The sequence below is a fragment of the Streptomyces sp. A 4/2 genome (assembly GCF_940670765.1).
GTDB lineage: Bacteria > Actinomycetota > Actinomycetes > Streptomycetales > Streptomycetaceae > Streptomyces.
Genome location: NZ_CALNVW010000025.1, coordinates 38,982 through 56,447 on the forward strand (window position 1 = coordinate 38,982; position 17,466 = coordinate 56,447).

Annotated in this window: 13 protein-coding genes and 2 tRNA genes; 2 read left to right on the forward strand and 13 right to left on the reverse strand. The window is 69.9% G+C overall.

Going from position 1 to position 17,466, the window contains the following annotated elements; genetic code table 11:
* Nucleotides 1-118 precede the first annotated feature (118 nt).
* The 5 genes from NBY69_RS19215 to NBY69_RS19235 all read right to left on the reverse strand — a co-directional run bounded on the left by NBY69_RS19215 (nucleotide 119) and on the right by NBY69_RS19235 (nucleotide 4,005).
* Complete coding sequence (locus NBY69_RS19215; RefSeq protein ID WP_374211303.1) at nucleotides 119-817, reverse strand: chitinase; 699 nt, start codon at nucleotides 815-817, stop codon at nucleotides 119-121.
* Between the two features lie 478 nt (nucleotides 818-1,295).
* Nucleotides 1,296-2,789: an FAD-binding oxidoreductase gene (locus NBY69_RS19220; protein WP_250302254.1), complete on the reverse strand. Its 1,494-nt coding sequence runs from the start codon at nucleotides 2,787-2,789 to the stop codon at nucleotides 1,296-1,298.
* A gap of 253 nt (nucleotides 2,790-3,042) precedes the next feature.
* Nucleotides 3,043-3,432 carry a hypothetical protein gene (locus NBY69_RS19225; RefSeq protein ID WP_250302255.1) on the reverse strand — a complete coding sequence of 130 codons (390 nt, stop codon included), beginning with the start codon at nucleotides 3,430-3,432 and terminating at the stop codon, nucleotides 3,043-3,045.
* Nucleotides 3,433-3,674: 242 nt separating this feature from the next.
* Nucleotides 3,675-3,747, reverse strand: a tRNA-Arg gene (locus NBY69_RS19230).
* Between the two features lie 164 nt (nucleotides 3,748-3,911).
* Nucleotides 3,912-4,005 (reverse strand) — tRNA-Ser (locus tag NBY69_RS19235).
* A 205-nt stretch (nucleotides 4,006-4,210) separates the two neighbouring features.
* On the opposite strand from NBY69_RS19235, the gene NBY69_RS19240 reads away from it, so the two are divergent.
* Both NBY69_RS19240 and NBY69_RS19245 read left to right on the forward strand, forming a co-directional pair.
* Complete coding sequence (locus tag NBY69_RS19240; protein ID WP_250302256.1) at nucleotides 4,211-4,726, forward strand: SSI family serine proteinase inhibitor; 516 nt, start codon at nucleotides 4,211-4,213, stop codon at nucleotides 4,724-4,726.
* Between the two features lie 168 nt (nucleotides 4,727-4,894).
* Nucleotides 4,895-8,785 carry a PAS domain-containing protein gene (locus tag NBY69_RS19245; RefSeq protein ID WP_250302257.1) on the forward strand — a complete coding sequence of 1,297 codons (3,891 nt, stop codon included), beginning with the start codon at nucleotides 4,895-4,897 and terminating at the stop codon, nucleotides 8,783-8,785.
* 204 nt (nucleotides 8,786-8,989) lie between these two features.
* Here NBY69_RS19245 and NBY69_RS19250 read toward each other — a convergent pair whose 3' ends face one another.
* From NBY69_RS19250 to NBY69_RS19285, 8 genes are all read right to left on the reverse strand, one after another.
* The gene (locus NBY69_RS19250) at nucleotides 8,990-10,639 is read right to left on the reverse strand and encodes a long-chain fatty acid--CoA ligase (protein ID WP_250302258.1); all 1,650 of its coding nucleotides are present in this window, start codon (nucleotides 10,637-10,639) and stop codon (nucleotides 8,990-8,992) included.
* Between the two features lie 213 nt (nucleotides 10,640-10,852).
* Nucleotides 10,853-11,389 carry a SigE family RNA polymerase sigma factor gene (locus tag NBY69_RS19255; RefSeq protein ID WP_250302259.1) on the reverse strand — a complete coding sequence of 179 codons (537 nt, stop codon included), beginning with the start codon at nucleotides 11,387-11,389 and terminating at the stop codon, nucleotides 10,853-10,855.
* A 167-nt stretch (nucleotides 11,390-11,556) separates the two neighbouring features.
* The gene (locus NBY69_RS19260; protein ID WP_250302260.1) at nucleotides 11,557-12,483 is read right to left on the reverse strand and encodes a DUF1906 domain-containing protein; all 927 of its coding nucleotides are present in this window, start codon (nucleotides 12,481-12,483) and stop codon (nucleotides 11,557-11,559) included.
* Nucleotides 12,484-12,536: 53 nt separating this feature from the next.
* Nucleotides 12,537-13,703: a lipid-transfer protein gene (locus tag NBY69_RS19265; RefSeq protein ID WP_250302261.1), complete on the reverse strand. Its 1,167-nt coding sequence runs from the start codon at nucleotides 13,701-13,703 to the stop codon at nucleotides 12,537-12,539.
* Nucleotides 13,700-14,152 carry a MaoC family dehydratase gene (locus tag NBY69_RS19270; RefSeq protein WP_250302262.1) on the reverse strand — a complete coding sequence of 151 codons (453 nt, stop codon included), beginning with the start codon at nucleotides 14,150-14,152 and terminating at the stop codon, nucleotides 13,700-13,702. The genes NBY69_RS19265 and NBY69_RS19270 overlap by 4 nt, the downstream gene beginning before the upstream one ends.
* A complete protein-coding gene (locus NBY69_RS19275) occupies nucleotides 14,149-15,204 on the reverse strand; it encodes an acyl-CoA dehydrogenase family protein (protein WP_250302263.1) in 1,056 nt (351 codons plus the stop codon). The genes NBY69_RS19270 and NBY69_RS19275 overlap by 4 nt, the downstream gene beginning before the upstream one ends.
* Before the next feature lies 1 nt (nucleotide 15,205).
* Nucleotides 15,206-16,234: a bifunctional MaoC family dehydratase N-terminal/OB-fold nucleic acid binding domain-containing protein gene (locus NBY69_RS19280; RefSeq protein WP_374211298.1), complete on the reverse strand. Its 1,029-nt coding sequence runs from the start codon at nucleotides 16,232-16,234 to the stop codon at nucleotides 15,206-15,208.
* Nucleotides 16,231-17,412, reverse strand: coding sequence for an acyl-CoA dehydrogenase family protein (locus tag NBY69_RS19285; protein ID WP_250302264.1), 1,182 nt, complete (start codon nucleotides 17,410-17,412; stop codon nucleotides 16,231-16,233). Before NBY69_RS19285 ends, NBY69_RS19280 begins: the two co-directional genes overlap by 4 nt.
* Nucleotides 17,413-17,466: the final 54 nt, after the last annotated feature.

Genomic DNA, 17,466 nt, shown 5'->3' on the forward strand with positions numbered 1-17,466 from the left:
GCTCCCCTCGATAGCTCCGCCCGCCACGGGACCAGCGAAATCCGGATCACTCACAGGATGACACCCGCCACTGACAGTCAGGCGCTACGAAGGGAGGGGCGATCAGCGGGTCAGCGGGTCAGCACGTCAGACGGTGCCCCGGCGCGGTACGCAGGGTCCGGGTGAACTGCACGTACAGATCCACCCGGTGCTGCATCTCCGCGGCGTTCCCGCCGTCGCACTCGGCGGTGCCGTTGAGGCTGCGGATGGTCTCCCCGAACCCCTTCCGGTGGACCATCGCGTCATGGCCGGTCATGGTGCCCGGCCCGGTCTGCGTGTCCCAGTACCAGAGGGCGGTCATCCAGGCCACCGCCGGATCGGTCTCCACGAGCCAGGGATTGTCGAGCAGATCGATCCCCAGGGCGTCGCCCGCGGCCTTGTAGTTGAAGTTCCAGCTCAGCATGATCGCGCCGCGTCCGTAGTACGCGTCGTGGCCCGCCGGGCACCCGTAGGGCTGGGTGGCGTCGCAGAAGACGGGGTACGTGGCCTTGTTCTGCGCGACCACGTAGTACAGGCCGCCGGTCTCGTGGCTGACATTGGCCAGAAAGGCAGCGGCCTCCTGCTTCCGTACCGCTCTGCTGCCGGTGCGGGCGAATCCGGGGTACGCGGCGGTGGCAGTGACCAGACCGTCGTAGGTGAAGAAGGCGTTCCGGTCCGGGAACATCCGGTCGAACTGGGCCTCGCTGACGACGAATTCCGTTCGGTGCCGCGGCGCGGCGGAGGCCGCACCCGGTAACGCGGCGAAGGCCAACCCGCAGAACGCCAGGAACGAGACCAGAACGGCATTGAGGCGTCGTCGTGCACGCCTTACCGGTACTGAAGGCGCTGCGGGCGTTGCGTGCGGTGCGAGCGCTGAAGACACGGCGGGCGTTGAAGGTGCTGAAGATGCCGGGGACACAGGTACCTCACACTCCTCGGACGGCGGGGTTCATCCGAGCGGGAGAATACGACGCGCCTCACCGCAGCGTGTGCCGCGCCGGCCCTTCGCTCTCACGTATGGCCGATTCCCGTACACAGCAGCCGAGTTGACGACTGAGGAGGGGCAAAACGAGGTCATACGATGCCACCGCTCCCGGCACCGGAGGCGGCCGGGGCCAGTTGCACCCGCTCCGGCGCACCGCGCAGTTCGCCCCGGCACTGGACGCCGTCGAACGGCAGTGACCTCCGGCACCCGCCGGATGAAACCGGCGCGGGAAACGCCGGAGGGCCCCGGAATTCTTCCGGGGCCCAGGCCGAGGCCCTGTGAGGCTTGTCGGTCAGCAGGACGCGGGCGGGACACTCTGCTCGTACTGGAAGACGTTGCAGGGGTCGTACTTCTGCTTGATCTTGCGCAGCCGGTCGAAGTTGCCGTCCCAGTAGGCGGTTTCCCAGTCCTGCATGCCGATGTTCGGAACGTTGACGTAGGCACCGTGCACGTAGGGCCGCAGCGCCTGGCTGAACTCGGCGATCCAGGCCTGGGCCCGCGGGGTCAGCTCGTCGCCACTGCCCGGTTCTCCACGGGTCCCCCAGCCGGCACCGGGCTCGGAGTAGAAGAGCGCATCGCGATGCGGGAACGCCGTGCCGCCGCGGGGGCTCTTCCTGACCGCTCCGCCGAAGGCCTGAGTGAAGAAGTTGCTGTCGTCCGTCGGCGCTTCCCGCATGAACGACGCGATCACGCTGATCGCTTTCCCCGGGAACGGCTTGTTGGTGAATTGCGAGAAGAACTTCCAGTTGGCGGGCTCATTCGCGGTGGGAATCTGGAATCCCGCATATACGTCGCCCCAGTTGCCGACCTGCACCGAGACCTCGGGGCGACCGACCGAAAGAATCGGGGCCAGTAGTTTCTTCGCCTCCGCGGGCGTTCCTTCCGCGAGGACCGCGAACAGCAGGATCTGATTCCTGTGAATTTCGACCTGCGTGCCGAGACGGTTGTCGGCGAAGGGAGCCGTGCGCTGCCATGAGTCGAAGACTCTGTTCAGGTCTCCGAGACCGTCCCACGTCGCCTGCACATAGGTGACGCTCTTGAGCGGAGCCAGCTTGTAGGTGAGCGACGTGACGATTCCGAAGTTGCCGTTGCCCGCTCCGCGGAGCGCCCAGAGCAGGTCCGAATTGTTCTTCAGATCCGCCTTGATGACCTTGGCGCAGTCACCGTCCGAGGCGACGACGATCTCGGCCCCGATGAGGCCGTCACAGGCCATTCCGAGGTAGCGGGTGAGGAACCCGAAGCCGCCACCGAGCGTCGCACCGGCCAGACCGACGGTGCCTTCCGTGCCGGTCGTCACCGCAAAGTTCTTCTTCGCGAGCGTGGTCACCGCTTCCAACTGGGTGAGCCCGGCTCCGACCGTCGCCGTACGGCCGGCTGTGTCGATGTGGACCGACTTCAGCTCGCTGACGTCGATCACGATGCCGTTGTCCACGTTCGACCAGCCCTCAAGGCTGTGGCCGCCGCTCCGCACCCGCATCGCGACATCGTGCTGCCGCGCCCAGGTGAGGGCGTTGACCACGTCCTGGGTCCGCTGGGCGTAGACGATCACCAGCGGATAGCGGACGAACAACTCGTCCCAGCCCAGACTCGCCTCCGCGTAGTCGGGGTCGTGGGGACGGACGATGCGGCCGGTCAGCTCCGCCGGCCGGCACTTCGCACTCTCGGCCTCGTGGGTGACGGCGCTCGCGCCCGTGGCCTCCGCGGCCGCGACGCCCGGGAGAACGACCGCGCCCGCGCCGGCGCCCGCAGTGGCCTTGAGCACTCCGCGACGAGAAAAATCCTGCATGGTCCGCATCCTCTCGACCGGACTACGCCCGCATATCGACAGATACACGTCATGTCTGTCGGCTGGCGCGTTCGATCCCTGGTGGACGATCTATGGGTCCCACAGATCAACAGGGGATATCGTGACGGCGCCACAGGACTCGCCGATCGACCGAAAGGCCGACTTGCCGGAGGATGACATATACAGAGGCATTGACTAGCCCAGCCGGACGCATCCGGCAGGGCTTGACCTTCTTGGCTTCTCATTAGTTATCCTATTCCCGAGTAATCACCTCAGGGGGAAACTCGGGAACAGCCTCTATTATGAGCCGTAATTCATCGACCGACGGCTGCGGACAATGCTTTCTTAGCGTCCTGCCGTCGAGCCCTTCTTCGCGCCGGAACAGCGTCCACCGACGGCCTGGCGGTAGGCATAGTGGATGACAGTCACGGAGCAGGCGAAGCGGGGGAGGAATCGTCGGCTTCCGGTCGGCGATGTCGATGCCGGCCTCCTTCATCGCCTCGACGGCGGAGGGGTTGACCTGGCCACCGATGCACTGCGGGGTGACGGCAACGTGTCGGACGATGACGACGGTGCGGCCGGTGTCCTCGTAGCCGTCCGATCGGTCCGACGGCCGCCCCCGGAAGAGGCTGCTGTCAGCCACTGCCGTCACGACATACAGCAGAGGCTCTCAGCCCCCTGGGGGTCTCTGTCCTGTTGTGCACTCGGCAGGATTCAAACCTGCGACCTTCCCGTAGCTCTAGCCGGATCGGCCGGTGCCGGTCATAACGGTTGCGTAGCGGCCGAGAGTGGACATCACTGGGCAGGGGCAGTTGCTGTACTTCGCTGCCCGCACGTACGACGAAGCCCCCGCCTGGTTTCCCTGGCGGGGGCTTCGACCTGCTGTGCACTCGGCAGGATTCGAACCTGCAACCTTCTGATCCGTAGTCAGATGCTCTATCCGTTAAGCTACGAGTGCTTGGCGTCCCGGGCTTTTGTGCCCCGTCGGCGTTGCGAGAACAACATTACATGACCTGCGGCGTCAGGTGAAATCCATTGGCCGCACCCCCGCTGAGCTGGTGAAACGTCCCCCCGGATACGACTGGAGCCCCGTCCTTGCGGACGGGGCTCCAGCGATCCATCTGGCGGAGGCGGAGGGATTTGAACCCTCGATGGGCCGTAAAACCCAAACCGCATTAGCAGTGCGGCGCCATAGACCGGACTAGGCGACGCCTCCAGCACACCAGCCACAGTCGCGCGAGCGCGAAGTGGTGCGTGCAGATGATGACACAGCCTTGCGGGCCGTCACCAATCGCGGCCTACGTTACTAGGCAGTCGGGTGGCAGGGCAAAGTCCTTCCTGTTGCGCAACGCCGGGCGCGTAGGAGCGTTAGGGAGGCAGGGGCGCCGCCCCGAGCCCTACCAGCCGAGGAGTTACCCGTCATGCTGCGCCGCCTCGCCCTCACCGCTGTCGCCTCGCTCGCCGCGCTGGCCGCCGTACCCGGCGCCGCGTCCGCCTTCACCGGTCCCGGTGCGGCGTCCGTCCCCAGCGTCTCGTCTCCCGTCCCCGGTCCTGTGCCCGGCCCCGGCCCCGGACCCGCAGTCGGACAGCTGCCCGGCCACCGGGTCCCCGACCGGCTCAGCGTCGCCGTCACCGGCTCGGGTGATCCCGCGGCCGACGGCACGCACCAGCTGGAGTGCGGCCCCACCGGAGGAACCCACCCCTCGCCGCAGCAGGCCTGCGACCGGCTGGCCCGGCTCGCCGTCGACGGGAAGAGGCCGTTCGCACCGGTGCCCGAGGGCCTGATGTGCACGATGCTGTACGGCGGTCCGGCCACCGCGCACATCACCGGAACCTGGCAGGGACAGCCCGTGGACGCGACCTTCCGCCGCACCAATGGGTGCGAGACATCGCGTTGGAACAACCTGGAGCCCGTGCTTCCGCACACCGTCGCCTGAACGCCCGCGTCGCAGGCCGTCCACAGAACATTGGTGAGAGCTCCCCCTCATCCGCGTCACGCCCGGAGCCGCTGCCTTTAGACTCCCAGCAGTGACACGCCATGGCCCGAGGGGCAAGATGGGCCAGGTTGTCAGCAAGTTGCAGTAGTTCAGGGAGGAAGCGTCGTCGTGAGCAGCAGGCCATCCCGAGGCGCTGCTCGCCTCGCAGCCATACTTGACGCCCTCCCTGACGGGCTGTTGCTCGTCAATTGCAACGGAACGGTCGTCAACGCCAACTCCATCGCCCTCGACGCCTTCGAAACGCCGGGCACGGCGCTCGTCGGCCGGGGACTGCTCGACCTGCTGCCGCAGTTCGACTCGCGGCTGATCCCGGGCTCGATGCGGCGGCCGGAGGGCGCGGACGAGCGGGGCAGGACCAAGCCGACCCGGATGCTCGCCCGGCGCACGGACGGGGCGGAGTTCCCGGTCGAGGTGACCAGCGCGAGCCTGGAGGACGGCCGCGAGGCGTACGACTCGTACGGTGGCGGCTTCACGGGTGACGAGCTGCTGATGCTCGTCGTGCGGGACCTGTCCGGGACCGTCGACACCGAGGCCGAACTGGCCCGCTCGCAGCGGCAGACCGAGATGATCCTGCGCGCGGCGTCCGAGGGGGTCGTGGGCACCGACACGGACGGCCGTGTCGTCCTGGTCAATCCCTCCGTCGCGCAGATCCTCGGCTTCCGGGCGAGCGACCTCGGCGGCAAGGAGCTGCACCCTCTGGTGCAGCACTCGCGCGGTGACGGGGAGCCCTTCCCGTACGAGGAGAGCGCCCTCGCCGACACCCTCAGGTCCGGGCGCAAGCACCGGGTGCGCGGTCAGGTGCTGTGGGCGAAGGACGGCAGCGCGGTACCGGTCGACCTGACGACGGCGCCGGTACGGGACGGCGAGCAGCTCGTCGGCGCGGTCCTGACGTTCGCGGACCGCCGCCCGTACGAGAAGCAGGCCAAGCAGCACGCCGACGAGCTGCGGGCCAAGGACGAGCGGAACTCCGCGGCGGCGGAGCAGCACGCCGCCGAGCTGACGGCTCTGAAGGAACAGCACGCCGCCGAGCTGACGGCCCTGGAGGAGCGGCACGCGGCCGAGTCGAAGGCACGGGACGAGCGGCACGACGCGCTGGCCGGGCGGCACGAGCAGTTGACCGCGGTCCTGGGCGACGCCCTGCGCGGGCCGCTGGAGGAACTCCGCGCCGAGCTGGGCACGCTGGCCGCCGATCCGGCCGGGCAGCTATGGCCCGAGGCCAACCAGATCCTGCACCACCTCGCCGCGGGTTACTCCCGGATGACCACGCTCGTGGACAGCGTGCTCGGCTTCCAGCGGCTCGACGCGGGCACGGAGGAACTGGCCAAGACGAAGGTGATGCTCGACGCGGTCGTCGCGGCGGGTGTGGACGGTGCGGTCGAACTGATCGGTCCCGGCCGGGTGCAGTTCGCGGTGCACGCGCCGCCCATCGAGGCCGAGGTGGACGCGGCGCGGCTGGCAACGGCACTCGCGCATCTGATCGCCGACGTGGCCGGGGTGGACGCCACGGGCAAGGCGCGGGTGGCCCCGGGCGGCGCCTATGTGGACTCGACGATCGTGGTGGCCGCCGCGCAGCGCGGTGAGGTCGTACGGATCGAGGTGCGCGGGCCGTTCAGCGGCGGTGACGCCGTGCACGAGCCGATCGTGCGCGGGATCGTCCGGGTGCACGGGGGAGTGCTGCAGACGCACGAGGTGCCGGGGACGACGGGCAGCGCGTACGTCCTGGAAGTGCCGCTCGGTGCCGGAGCGGGGACAGTGGATCCGGCGGCGGAGGCCGCTCCGGTGCCCGCTCAGCAGAACACGACCTCGGGCGGCGGACGGCGGCGCGGACGTCGCTCCTCGACCGACGCCTTCCTGGACGGTCCGGTGGACGGGGGCACGGCTCCCGGCGCGGGTCCCGGTACGCCGGAGCCGCCTACGGGGCGCCGCAGGGCACGCCGCGAGGAAGCCGGTCCGGGGACAGACGGGAGGGGCACGGACAGTACGGGTGCGGGCGGCGGTACGGGTGCGGGCGACGGTACGGGTGCCGGTGCGCCGCTGCCGCAGGCGTCCTTGCCTGCCGGGGCCCCGGCGCCGGAGAACGGCCCGTCCGACAGCGGGTCGGGCCGTCGGCGCGGGCGCACGGAGCTTCCGGCGCCCGCCGAAGGGTCCGTGGTGACCGCCGCCGAGAACGCGCAGGGGACCGCCCAGGGACCGGCGCGCGCCCAGCGCGGAGCGACGGTACCGCCGCAGGGCGTGCCGTCGGACGCCCACGCCCCGAGCGGGCGGCGCGCACGGCGCGCGGAGGGCATGCGGGAGATCGAGAACGCGCGACCCGCGCTGTCGCCCGCGCCCACCGCCGGTACTCCTGACTCCCCGGGTGCATCCGCTCCGGGCAGCCCGGCGCCGGAAGCTCCCGCGCCGCAGCCGCTCCCGGACGCTCGGCCCGCCCCACAACCCCTGCCCCTGCCCCTGCCCCTGCCCGAGCCCGCCCAGCAGCAGGCTCCCTCCCAGGCGCAGAGCCCGTCCCAGCCGCAGACGCCGCCTCCGGGCCGACGTGCGCGGCGGGCCCTGGCGACGGCGTCCGTTGCCGCACCCGCCGAGGCCGAGCGCCCGCGCAGCGCGTTCGCGCTCCCGCCCGCCGAGGCCGACCGGGTGCCGTCGGCGCCCTCCGACGCCTCGCTGCCGGGCCGCCACGACTCCGTACGGACCGGATCCACGGACACCGGCCGTCGCCCGCAGCACCACCCCGGCGCGGGCGACGAGCAGGCCAACGACGGCACGCTGTACGCGTCGCCGGAGGGCTGGCCCTCCGTCACGGAGCCTGCCGCCCTGCCCCCGGAGGACGGCGCGCCCGCGAGCCGGCCGCTGCCCGCCGAGGAGCCGCTGCCCGCCGACGCCTCCCAGGGGCGGGCCATAAGCGTGCGCACGCTCGGCCAGGGCACCCCCTTCACCGAGCAGATCGCGGCGCACCAGAACCAGCCCCACTCGCTGGGTTCCGGCCGCCGCCGCAGGCTCGCGGCACCGCCCGAGGACGAGCGCCCCGAGGTGGACGCCCGGCCGCATCCGCAGGGCGCGAACCAGCGGACCGCGAACCCGGAAGGGGCCCAGCCCCAGCAGGCACCGTCGCCTCAGCAAGCTCAACAGCGTCTCTCGCCCCACTCGTCGCAGGAGGAGGGCCGCTCGTACGCCATAGGGGCACCCGACGAGGGGTCGGAGGGCCCCGAGCCGCTGGACGGCCCCGGCGGTGCGGTGGAGGTGGCCAACCGGCCGCAGCCGCAGCCGATCGACGACGAACTGCCCCCGGAACCGCTCGACAATCCGCGTCGGCTGCTCGTCTGGCCCGCGCCCGACGTCTCCACCCAGCAGGCGCTGAGCGACCGCGGCTACCGTCCGGTGATCGTGAACTCCCGCGAGGAGGTCGACGCACAGATCGCCGCGTTCCCCGCAGCGCTCTTCGTGGACCCGCTGACCGGCCCGATCACCCGTAAGGCGTTGCAGTCCCTGCGACAGGCCGCGGTCGCCGCCGAGGTGCCCGTACTGGTGACGGCCGGACTCGGGCAGGCCACCCGGGAGGCCGCGTACGGTGCCGACCCGGCCGTGCTGCTGAAGGCGCTGGCCCCGCGCGACAGCGAGCAGCACCCGTCGCGCGTCCTGTTGATCGAGGAGCACGAGGAGATCGCGCTCGCGCTCACCGAGACCCTGGAGCGGCGCGGTATGCAGGTGGTCCGCGCGGCGACGGACGCGGAAGCGGTCACCTCGGCCGCGCAGATGCGCCCGAACCTGGTGGTGATGGACCTGATGCAGGTACGCCGCCGTCGCGCCGGAATCGTCGACTGGCTCCGCGCGAACGGGCAGCTGAACCGCACGCCGCTGGTCGTCTACACCTCGGCGGGCATGGACGAGGCCGAACTGCCGCGGCTGGCCTCGGGGGAGACCGTGCTGTTCCTGGCCGAACGCTCCACCAGCAGCGAGGTGCAGGGCCGGATCGTCGACCTGCTGGCGAAGATCGGGACGAACTGAACTGAACTGAACTGAACTGAACTGAACCGGGCCGGCCGCAGGGCCGGCCCGCGCGGCGTCCGCGTGGGCCGGAGTGAGTCGGGTGGATCGGGTGGGTCGCCCCTGCGCCCGGGACCGGGCCGGTGCCTGCCCCGGGCTGAGACTTCGGTCGGAGCCGAGCCCCGATCACGACGGGAACCACGGTCATGACCGGAACTTCTTCGCTCAGAGCTGCGTCGTGTCCAGCTCCCCGTCCGCGTACTGCTTCCTGAGCACCTTCTTGTCGAACTTCCCGACCGACGTCTTCGGCACGGACGGCACGATCGCCCACCGTTCAGGAAGCTGCCACTTGGCGACGGACCTGGCGAGGAACGCCTTCAGCTCCTCGTATCCGACGCTCTCGCCCTCCTTCAGCACCACCGTCGCGAGCGGCCGTTCACCCCACCTGGCGTCCGGCACGGCGACGACCGCGGCCTCCGCGACCGCCGGGTGGGCCATGATCTCGTTCTCCAGCGCCACGCTCGAAATCCATTCGCCGCCGGACTTGATGACGTCCTTCGCGCGGTCGGTCAGTGTCAGATAGCCGTCCTGGCTGATGACGCCGACATCGCCGGTCTTCAGCCAGCCGTCCTCGCTGAACTTGTCGGCGGGCCTGAAGTCCTCGCCGCCCGCACCTCCGTAGTACGCACCGGCGATCCACGGCCCGCGCACCTCCAGCTCACCGGCCGACTCGCCGTCCCAGGGAAGGATCTCGCCGGTGGGTCCCACGAGCCGGGGCTCGATGCCCGCGGGGAATCGGCCCTGGGTGTTGCGGTACGGCCACTCCTCCTCGTCGGTGAGTCCACCGGGCGGGTTGGCGACGGTTCCCAGCGGCGAGGTCTCCGTCATGCCCCAGGCGGGGCAGAGCCGGACGCCCAGCTCGTCGTAGGCGGCCATCAGCGCGGGCGGGCAGGCCGAGCCGCCGATGGTGACCCGCTTCATGGAGCTCAGATCGCGCGGCCGGTCGGTCACCTCGGCCAGCAGTCCCTGCCAGATGGTGGGCACGGCGGCGGCGTGCGTGGGTTTCTCCTGCTCGATCATCTCCGCGAGCGGGGCGGGCTGGAGAAAACGGTCCGGCATCAGCATGTTGATGCCGGACATGAAGGTCGCGTGCGGCAGACCCCACGCGTTGACATGGAACTGCGGCACGACGACCAGGGTGGTGTCCTCGTCCGTGAGCCCCATCGACTGGGCGGCGTTGACCTGCATGGAGTGCAGGAAGATCGAACGGTGCGAGTAGACGACCCCTTTGGGATCACCGGTGGTGCCCGAGGTGTAGCAGAGGGAGGCAGCCTGGCGCTCGTCGATCTCGGGCCAGTCGTACGTCATCGGGCGGCCCGCGATCAGGTCCTCGTACTCGTGCACGGTCGCCGTCGCACCGGCCAGCAGCGAACGGTCACCGGGGCCGCTCACCACCAGGTGCTCGACGGTCGGCAGGTGAGGGAGGAGCGGCGCGAGCAGCGGCAGCAGCGAGCCGTTGACGATGATCACCCGGTCCGCCGCGTGGTTGACGATCCAGACCAGCTGCTCGGCGGGGAGGCGGATGTTGAGGGTGTGCAGTACGGCACCCATGGCGGGGACCGCGAAGTACGCCTCCACGTGTTCCGCGTTGTTCCACATGGCGGTTGCGACCCGTTCGTCGCCGTCGACCCCCAGCTCGTCGCGGAGCGCGTTGGCCAGCTGCACCGCGCGGACACCGGCCTCGGCGAAGGAACGACGCTGCGGTTCCCGGCCGTCCCCGGTCCAGGTGGTGATCTGAGACGTGCCGTGCATCAGCGTTCCGTGAACAAGAATGCGGGTCACTGTCAGTGGTACGTCCTGCATCGTGCTCAGCACGGCGTCCTCCCGGGGGCAGCTTCGCCTACGCAGCTTCGCCTACGCATGGGTAATGTGGCGCAATTCTGCTCACATACCGATTGGTATGTCACTACCCGCCGCCAGGAATTCCACCGGCTTCCCATCGAAGTCCCCGCCCGTGTCCCTGCCCGTGTCCCCGCCCGAGGTCACCCCCGGGATCCCGTCGGGAACCTGCCGGAATCACCACGACGGTCACCGCACCGGGGACAGCTCCGGGTCCTCGCGAAGCTTGCCGAGCGCGCGCGAAACCGCGCTCTTGACGGTGCCGATCGAGACACCGAGGACCTCGGCGGTCTGCGCCTCGCTGAGGTCCTCGTAGTAGCGGAGCACGAGCATGGCCCGCTGGCGGTCGGGGAGCTTCATCACCGCGTGCCACATCGCGTCGCGCAGCGCCTGCTGCTCGGCGGCGTCGGGTTCGGGCACGGTCTCCGGTTCGGGCAGGTCCTCGCAGGCGAACTCGTCGACCTTGCGCTTGCGCCACTGCGACGTACGGGTGTTCAACAGCGCCCGGCGCACATAGCCGTCCAGCGCACCGTGGTCCTCGATCCGCTCCCACGCGACGTACGTCTTGGTGAGCGCGGTCTGGAGAAGGTCCTCGGCGTCACTCGGATTGGGGGTCAGCGAACGGGCGGTGCGCAGCAGCACGGGCCCCCGGGCCCGCATATAGGTGGCGAACGACGGGTACGGCGTCGCCGCCTTCGCTGCGCTGGTACAGACTGGCGTGGTCATAGCTCCACGCTAGGAGCAGAACACCTGCGAGCAGATCGCCCAGAGGTGCCGAAGGTGAATCCCCCTCAGGTTGTAGGAGTGGTGGTACCTCCACCTCCTGAAGGTGGAGGACGCTCCTCGTGCCGTCAGGGTCCACCAGCGTCGGCTTGACCGGCGCGGGCCGCTGATCAGCCGATACGGGCCACCGGTGCGTCGACCCTGTTCCGGTCGATGCTGAGCTCACGGCCCCCGTGTGTCTCGGTGACGTCTCCCTCGTACTGGTGGATCCGCAGATGCGGGGTCCAGGAGTTGGCCGGGAGGGAGGGCTCGCCGGACACCGAGGGCTTCTTCTGCCACCGGGCGAACCACATGACGGTGGGCAGGTCCGTGGTGCCCGCCCTGCGCGCTGCCCCGATCTGCGCCACGCCGGAGTCCGCACTGCTGTAGAAGCCGGACACGTAGCCGAGACGTTTCACCTCCCGGTCCCAGGAGCGGATGAAGGAGAGCGTGACGTCCGCGCAGGTGCGGTCGCCCGTGTCGTACGCCTCCATGTCGAGGTAGAGCGGCGTGCCCTTCAGCATGCCGAGACCTCCGGCCGCCTGCACGGCCTGACGTGCCTCCTTCGTCCCCTGGCCCGAGGGGTTGCTCCCGATCTGGAACTTCCGCTTGTTCTCCGCTCCCACGCACGGTGACTGCGAGCCGACGAAGACCGGCAGCACCTTCCATCCCATGCGGTAGACCGATGACACCCAGGCCCGGTCGAGCTCGGGCTGATGGGGGCAGCCCCGGCCGCGGCCCGCGTAGTACACGCCGATGCTCCGGTACTTGGAGGAACCCCAGGCCCGCATCGTCGCGAGCGACGGGGTGACGCAGGTGTCGAACCCCCAGCCGTTGAAGCGCACGGTGCCGGTGGACATGGCCGCCTTCGCGGGCGCGGCTGCCTCCCGGGAGACGGCTGTCATTGCGTCCGCGGAAGCGCCCGTGACTGTGGCTCCCCCTGTTCTTGCCGCCGCGTCCGGTGCGGGGTCGGCGACGGCCTCCGGTGCTGTGAGCGTCAGCGTCACGAGCGCTGCTGCGACGAGTGCGCGGGTCAGGAACCTCTTCCGTTGATGCATAGGGCGCAGTGAACGGGTCTCCGGCCGCCCTGCCCAACGCCCACGCCGCTGTGTCAGCCGTCCGCGCCCAGGATCAGCCCGGACGTGGGAACTCCGGTGCCGGCCGTGACCAGGGTCGTGGCCGCGCCGGGTATCTGGTTCACCGAGGTGCCGCGCACCTGTCGGACGGCCTCCGCGATGCCGTTCATACCGTGCAGATAGGCCTCCCCCAACTGGCCGCCATGGGTGTTCAGCGGCAGCGCGTCCTCCGCGACGAAGGCCGCCGCTTCACCCGGTCCGCAGAAGCCGAACTCCTCCAGTTGCATCAGGACGAACGGCGTGAAGTGGTCGTAGAGAATCCCCACATCGATGTCCGACGGCCGCAGCCCCGAGGTCTGCCAGAGCTGCCGGGCGACCACGCTCATCTCGGGCAGCCCGCTGAGATCGTCGCGGTAGAAACTGGTCATCTGCTCCTGCGCCCGGCCCGCCCCCTGCGCCGCTGCCACGATCACCGCAGGTGGACGGCGCAGATCGCGCGCCCGCTCGGCGCTGGTGACCACGATCGCCTGGCCGCCGTCCGTCTCCTGGCAGCAGTCGAGGAGACGCAGCGGCTCCACGATCCACCGCGAGGCGGCATGGTCGGCGAGGGTGATCGGCTTCTCGTAGAAGTACGCCGCGGGATTGCGCGCGGCGTACCGGCGGTCGGTCACCGCCACGTGGCCGAACACCTCGGGGGAGAGGCCGTACGTATGCAGATAACGCTGAGCGGCCATCGCCACCCAGGAGGCCGGTGTGAGCAACCCGAAGGGCAACGCCCAGCCGAGCGCCGCCCCCTCGGCGGAGGGTTCCCTGCGCTGCACCCCCGAGCCGAAGCGCCGCCCCGAACGCTCGTTGAACGCCCGGTAGCAGACCACCACATCGGCCACCCCGGCGGCGATGGCGAGCGCCGCCTGCTGCACCGTGGCACAGGCGGCCCCGCCGCCGTAGTGGATCCGGGAGAAGAAGGACAGCTCACCGATCCCGGCCGCCTGGGCGACGGTGATCTCGGGGCTGGTGTCCATGGTGAAAGTGACCAGGCCGTCCACGTCGGCGGGCGTGAGACCGGCATCGTCGAGGGCTGCCTGTACGGCCTCGACCGCCAGTTTCAGCTCGCTGCGTCCGGAGTCCTTGGAGAATTCGGTCGCCCCGATCCCGACCACGGCAGCCCTGCCGCCGAGCGAGTCCCGCTCACGCATACTCATGTGCCCGCTCCCGTCTCCGCCTGTCCTGAACCGGCCGCGCCACCGATACCCGTACCGATGCCGATGTCGGCGCCCACGCCGACCGTCACGGTGCCGGTGACGTGGTGTCCCCTGGCATTGGCGCCGACCACGCGGACCTCTGCCGAGCCGCCGTCGACCGCGGTGATCTCCCCGGTCAGCACCATGGTGTCCCCCGGGTAGTTGGGAGCTCCCAGCCGGATCGCGACCCTGCGCAAGGTGCAGCCCGGCCCGAAGTGATCGGTGATGTATCTGCCGACCAGCCCGTTGGTGGTGAGGATGTTCATGAAGATGTCGGGCGAGCCCTTCTCCCTGGCGGCCTCGGCATCGTGGTGCACGTCCTGGTAGTCACGGGACGCCACGGCTCCCGCGACGATGAGCGTGCGGGTGATCGGGATCTCCAGCGGCGCCAGTTCATCGCCTACTCTCATACCGGTTCCTCCATTTCTTCCGTGCGCGGCTCCTCGGCGCCCACGATCAACCCGCCCAATTCTTCGAGTACTTCACTCCCGCAGCCCAGATAGGCATCGAGCTGCCGCCCCCAGAGGAAATGCCGGTGCACGGGATGTTCGATGTCCGAACCGAGTCCCCCGTGCAGATGCTGGCCCGCGTGGACGACCCGCTTGCCCGCCTCCGACGCCCACCACGCCGCAGTGAGTGCGTGGGTGGCGTACGGCAGGCCCTCGTCGTGCCGCCAGGCAGCCTCGTACGCCGTGACCCGTATCGCCTCGGTGTCCATGTACGCGTCGGCCGCCCGCAGCAGCACCCCCTGGTTGGTGGAGAGCGGACGCCCGAACTGCTCCCGTTCCGACGTGTACGAAACGGCCTGCGCGAGCGAACCCGCGCACACACCGGCCTGGAGCCCCGCGCATGCGATCCGAGCCGTGGCCAGCACCTGTTCGTACGCCCCGGGCCCGCCAAGCGGCTCGGCCCGTGTCCCCGTCAGGATCAGCCGCCCGGCCGACCAGGGCGCGGTGGTCTCCACCGCCTCCGTCCGTGCGTCCGCCACCCGTACGAGCCAGAGCCGACGGTCCCGGTCGGCGACCAGCACCAGGGTGGCGTCCCGCAGCCACGGCACCAGGGGCACAGTCCCGCTCAGACGGCCTTCCGCGTCCGCCCGTACGCCGCCGTACGCCGGGAAGGCGCCGGTCGCTACCGCTGTCCCGTCCCGGAGCCCGGGAAGCAACCGCTCGCGCTGCTCGTCCGTGCCGTGGGCGGCCACCGCCAGCAGTCCGTACACACAGGTCGCGGTGAGCGGAACCTGGGCGGTCCGCCGCCCCTGCTCCTCCAGCAGCAGTACCAGCCCCAGCAGCCCCGTCTCCTCTGCCGCGGCTACCAGTCCTGCCGCGCCCAGCGCTTTCCACAGCTCGGCGTCCGTCCCGGTGCCCACCGCTGTCAGGCGCTCGTGTGTGGAGAGATCCGCGAAGATCTGCGCAGCCAGTTCACCGGCCGCTTCCTGCTCCTCCGTGGGTGTGAAGTCCATGTCAGCCTCCGCTCCCCTTGAACACCGGAAGTTCCAACTCCGCGTCCACCCGCAGGAATTCGAGCGTCACCGGCATACCGACCCGCACCTTGTCGTACGGAACCCCGGTCACATTGCTCACCATCCGAACGCCCTCGGCCAGTTCGATCAGGCCTACCGCGTAGGGCGGTTCGAAGGCCGGGAACGGCGGATGGTGCATGACGACGTACGAATAGACCGTCCCGGCCCCGCTCGCCTCGGTCGTGTCCCAGTCGAGCGATCCGCACGCATTGCACCCGGGCAGCCAGGGAAAACGCAGCGTCGCACAGGACGAGCAGCGCTGGATCAGCAGTTTGTGTTCGGCGACCCCGGCCCAGAACCCGGCATTGTCCCGGTTGATCACCGGCCGGGGCCGCCTCGCCTCCGGCTTTCCGCCCGCCGCCGCTGCGGAGGGCACCGCGCCGGTCGTCCCCTCCTTCGGCCGCACCGCGGCCGGCGGCTCGACCGCGGCTCCGGACGAAGCCCTGCCCGCAGGTGCGTACTTGAGGATCCGGAAGCGGTGCGTCCCCGCCAGGACACCGTCTCCCCGGACATCCATCCGGGTGGTGACGAAGTACCCCGTCCCCAACTTGGTCGTCTTCCGCTCGGAGACCGACTCGATCACCGCGTCGAAGGTGATCCGGTCCCCCGGGCGGAGGTCCCGCAGATACTCCTGCTCGCAGTCGGTCGCGACCACCGCCGTGCATCCGGCGCCGTCCAGCAGCGCGAACAGCTCGTCGTACGCGTCCGTCCGGCCCGTGTGCCCGGAGAGCCCGCCCATCGTCCAGGCCTGGAGCATCGTGGGTGGTGCGATCGCCGGATAGGCCGGGCTGGTGTCGCCCATCGCCTCGCACCAATGCCTGATCATCGATTCGTTGACGGGGTCCTTCCCCACCCCGGACGTCGCGGCAGGGCGCCCCTCGTACGCCTTCAGCCGCCGGTGGAGCGGGTCTTCCGTCTCCCTCTCCCTGGTCCGCGCCTCGTTCCTCACCTTGTCCACCTCCCCGCTCACCTCTTCCGGCTCCTCATCCCGAGCCGCATCGTCGCGACGATCTCCCGCTGCACCTCGCTCACCCCGCCCCCGAAGGTGTTGATCTGCGCCGCCCGGTTCATGCGCTCCAACTCCCCGTCCCCGAAGGCCCCCGGCGTCCCCGTCCGGATCAGCGCCGACTCCCCTGCGATTTCCTGGCACATTCGATACACCTCTACGGCGCTTTCGGTTCCCAGAAACTTGACCCCACTTGCATCGCCCGGCGCGAGCGTCCCCGCCCCCACGTCCCCGACCAGCCGCCAGTTGAGCAATCTGACGGCCGCGAGCCGCGCGTGCACCTCGGCCAGACGCCCCCGTACCCAAGGCCGGTCGGCGGGCCGTTCCCCGGTGTCCGGATCGGGTGTGCGCGCGTACTCCAGCACCGCCGCGTAGGAGTCCTCCGCCTGCATCCCGATCGCGGCCAGCGCCACCCGCTCGTGGTTGAGCTGGTTGGTGATCAGCCCCCAGCCGGCGTTCTCCGCACCGACAAGGTTGGTTGCGGGCACCCGGATCCCGTCGTAGTACGTGGCGGTCGTCGTCTGTCCACCGACCGTCTCGATCGGCGTCCAGGAGAAGCCCGTCGCGTCCGTCGGCACCAGCACGATCGAGATGCCCTTGTGCTTGGGTGCGTCCGGATCCGTCCGGCAGGCGAGCCAGATCCAGTCGGCGTTCTGGGCGTTGGACGTGAAGACCTTCTGTCCGTCGATCACCCAGGAGTCGCCTTCGCGCACCGCCCTGGTCCGCAGGGAAGCGAGGTCCGTACCCGCTTCCGGCTCGCTGTACCCGATCGCGAAGACGAGGTCGCCGCTGAGGATGCGGGGCAGGAAGTAATCCTTCTGTTCCCGCGTCCCGTACTTCATCAGGGTCGGTCCGACGGTGTTCAGGGTGACCATCGACACCGGCGCACCCGCGCGGTACGCCTCGTCGAAGAAGACGAACTGTTCGTCGGGACCGCGTCCTTTGCCCCCGTACTCGACGGGCCAGCCCAGTCCCAGCATCCCGTCCGCGCCGATGCGGCGCAGCAGGTCACGCTGCGCTCCGGGGTGTGCGCCGGAGCCCGGAGGGGATCCGGGTTCTGCTTCGTCGTGCATCAATTCATGGAAATACGAACGGAGTTCGGCACGCAGTTGCTGCTGCCGCTCCGTCGGGGCGAGGTGCACGTCGGCGGCCTCCCTGGCATCCGGATCAGGGTTTCTGACTGTCCGTCAGATATG

Bases quoted from the DNA above. Each gene is read 5' to 3' on its own strand.
- NBY69_RS19220 (WP_250302254.1), bottom strand. From the start codon at position 2,789: ATGCAGGATTTTTCTCGTCGCGGAGTGCTCAAGGCCACTGCGGGCGCC.
- NBY69_RS19260 (WP_250302260.1), bottom strand. From the start codon at position 12,483: ATGCATCAACGGAAGAGGTTCCTGACCCGCGCACTCGTCGCAGCAGCG.
- NBY69_RS19265 (WP_250302261.1), bottom strand. From the start codon at position 13,703: ATGAGTATGCGTGAGCGGGACTCGCTCGGCGGCAGGGCTGCCGTGGTC.
- NBY69_RS19270 (WP_250302262.1), bottom strand. From the start codon at position 14,152: ATGAGAGTAGGCGATGAACTGGCGCCGCTGGAGATCCCGATCACCCGC.
- NBY69_RS19240 (WP_250302256.1), top strand. From the start codon at position 4,211: ATGCTGCGCCGCCTCGCCCTCACCGCTGTCGCCTCGCTCGCCGCGCTG.
- NBY69_RS19255 (WP_250302259.1), bottom strand. From the start codon at position 11,389: ATGACCACGCCAGTCTGTACCAGCGCAGCGAAGGCGGCGACGCCGTAC.
- NBY69_RS19275 (WP_250302263.1), bottom strand. From the start codon at position 15,204: ATGGACTTCACACCCACGGAGGAGCAGGAAGCGGCCGGTGAACTGGCT.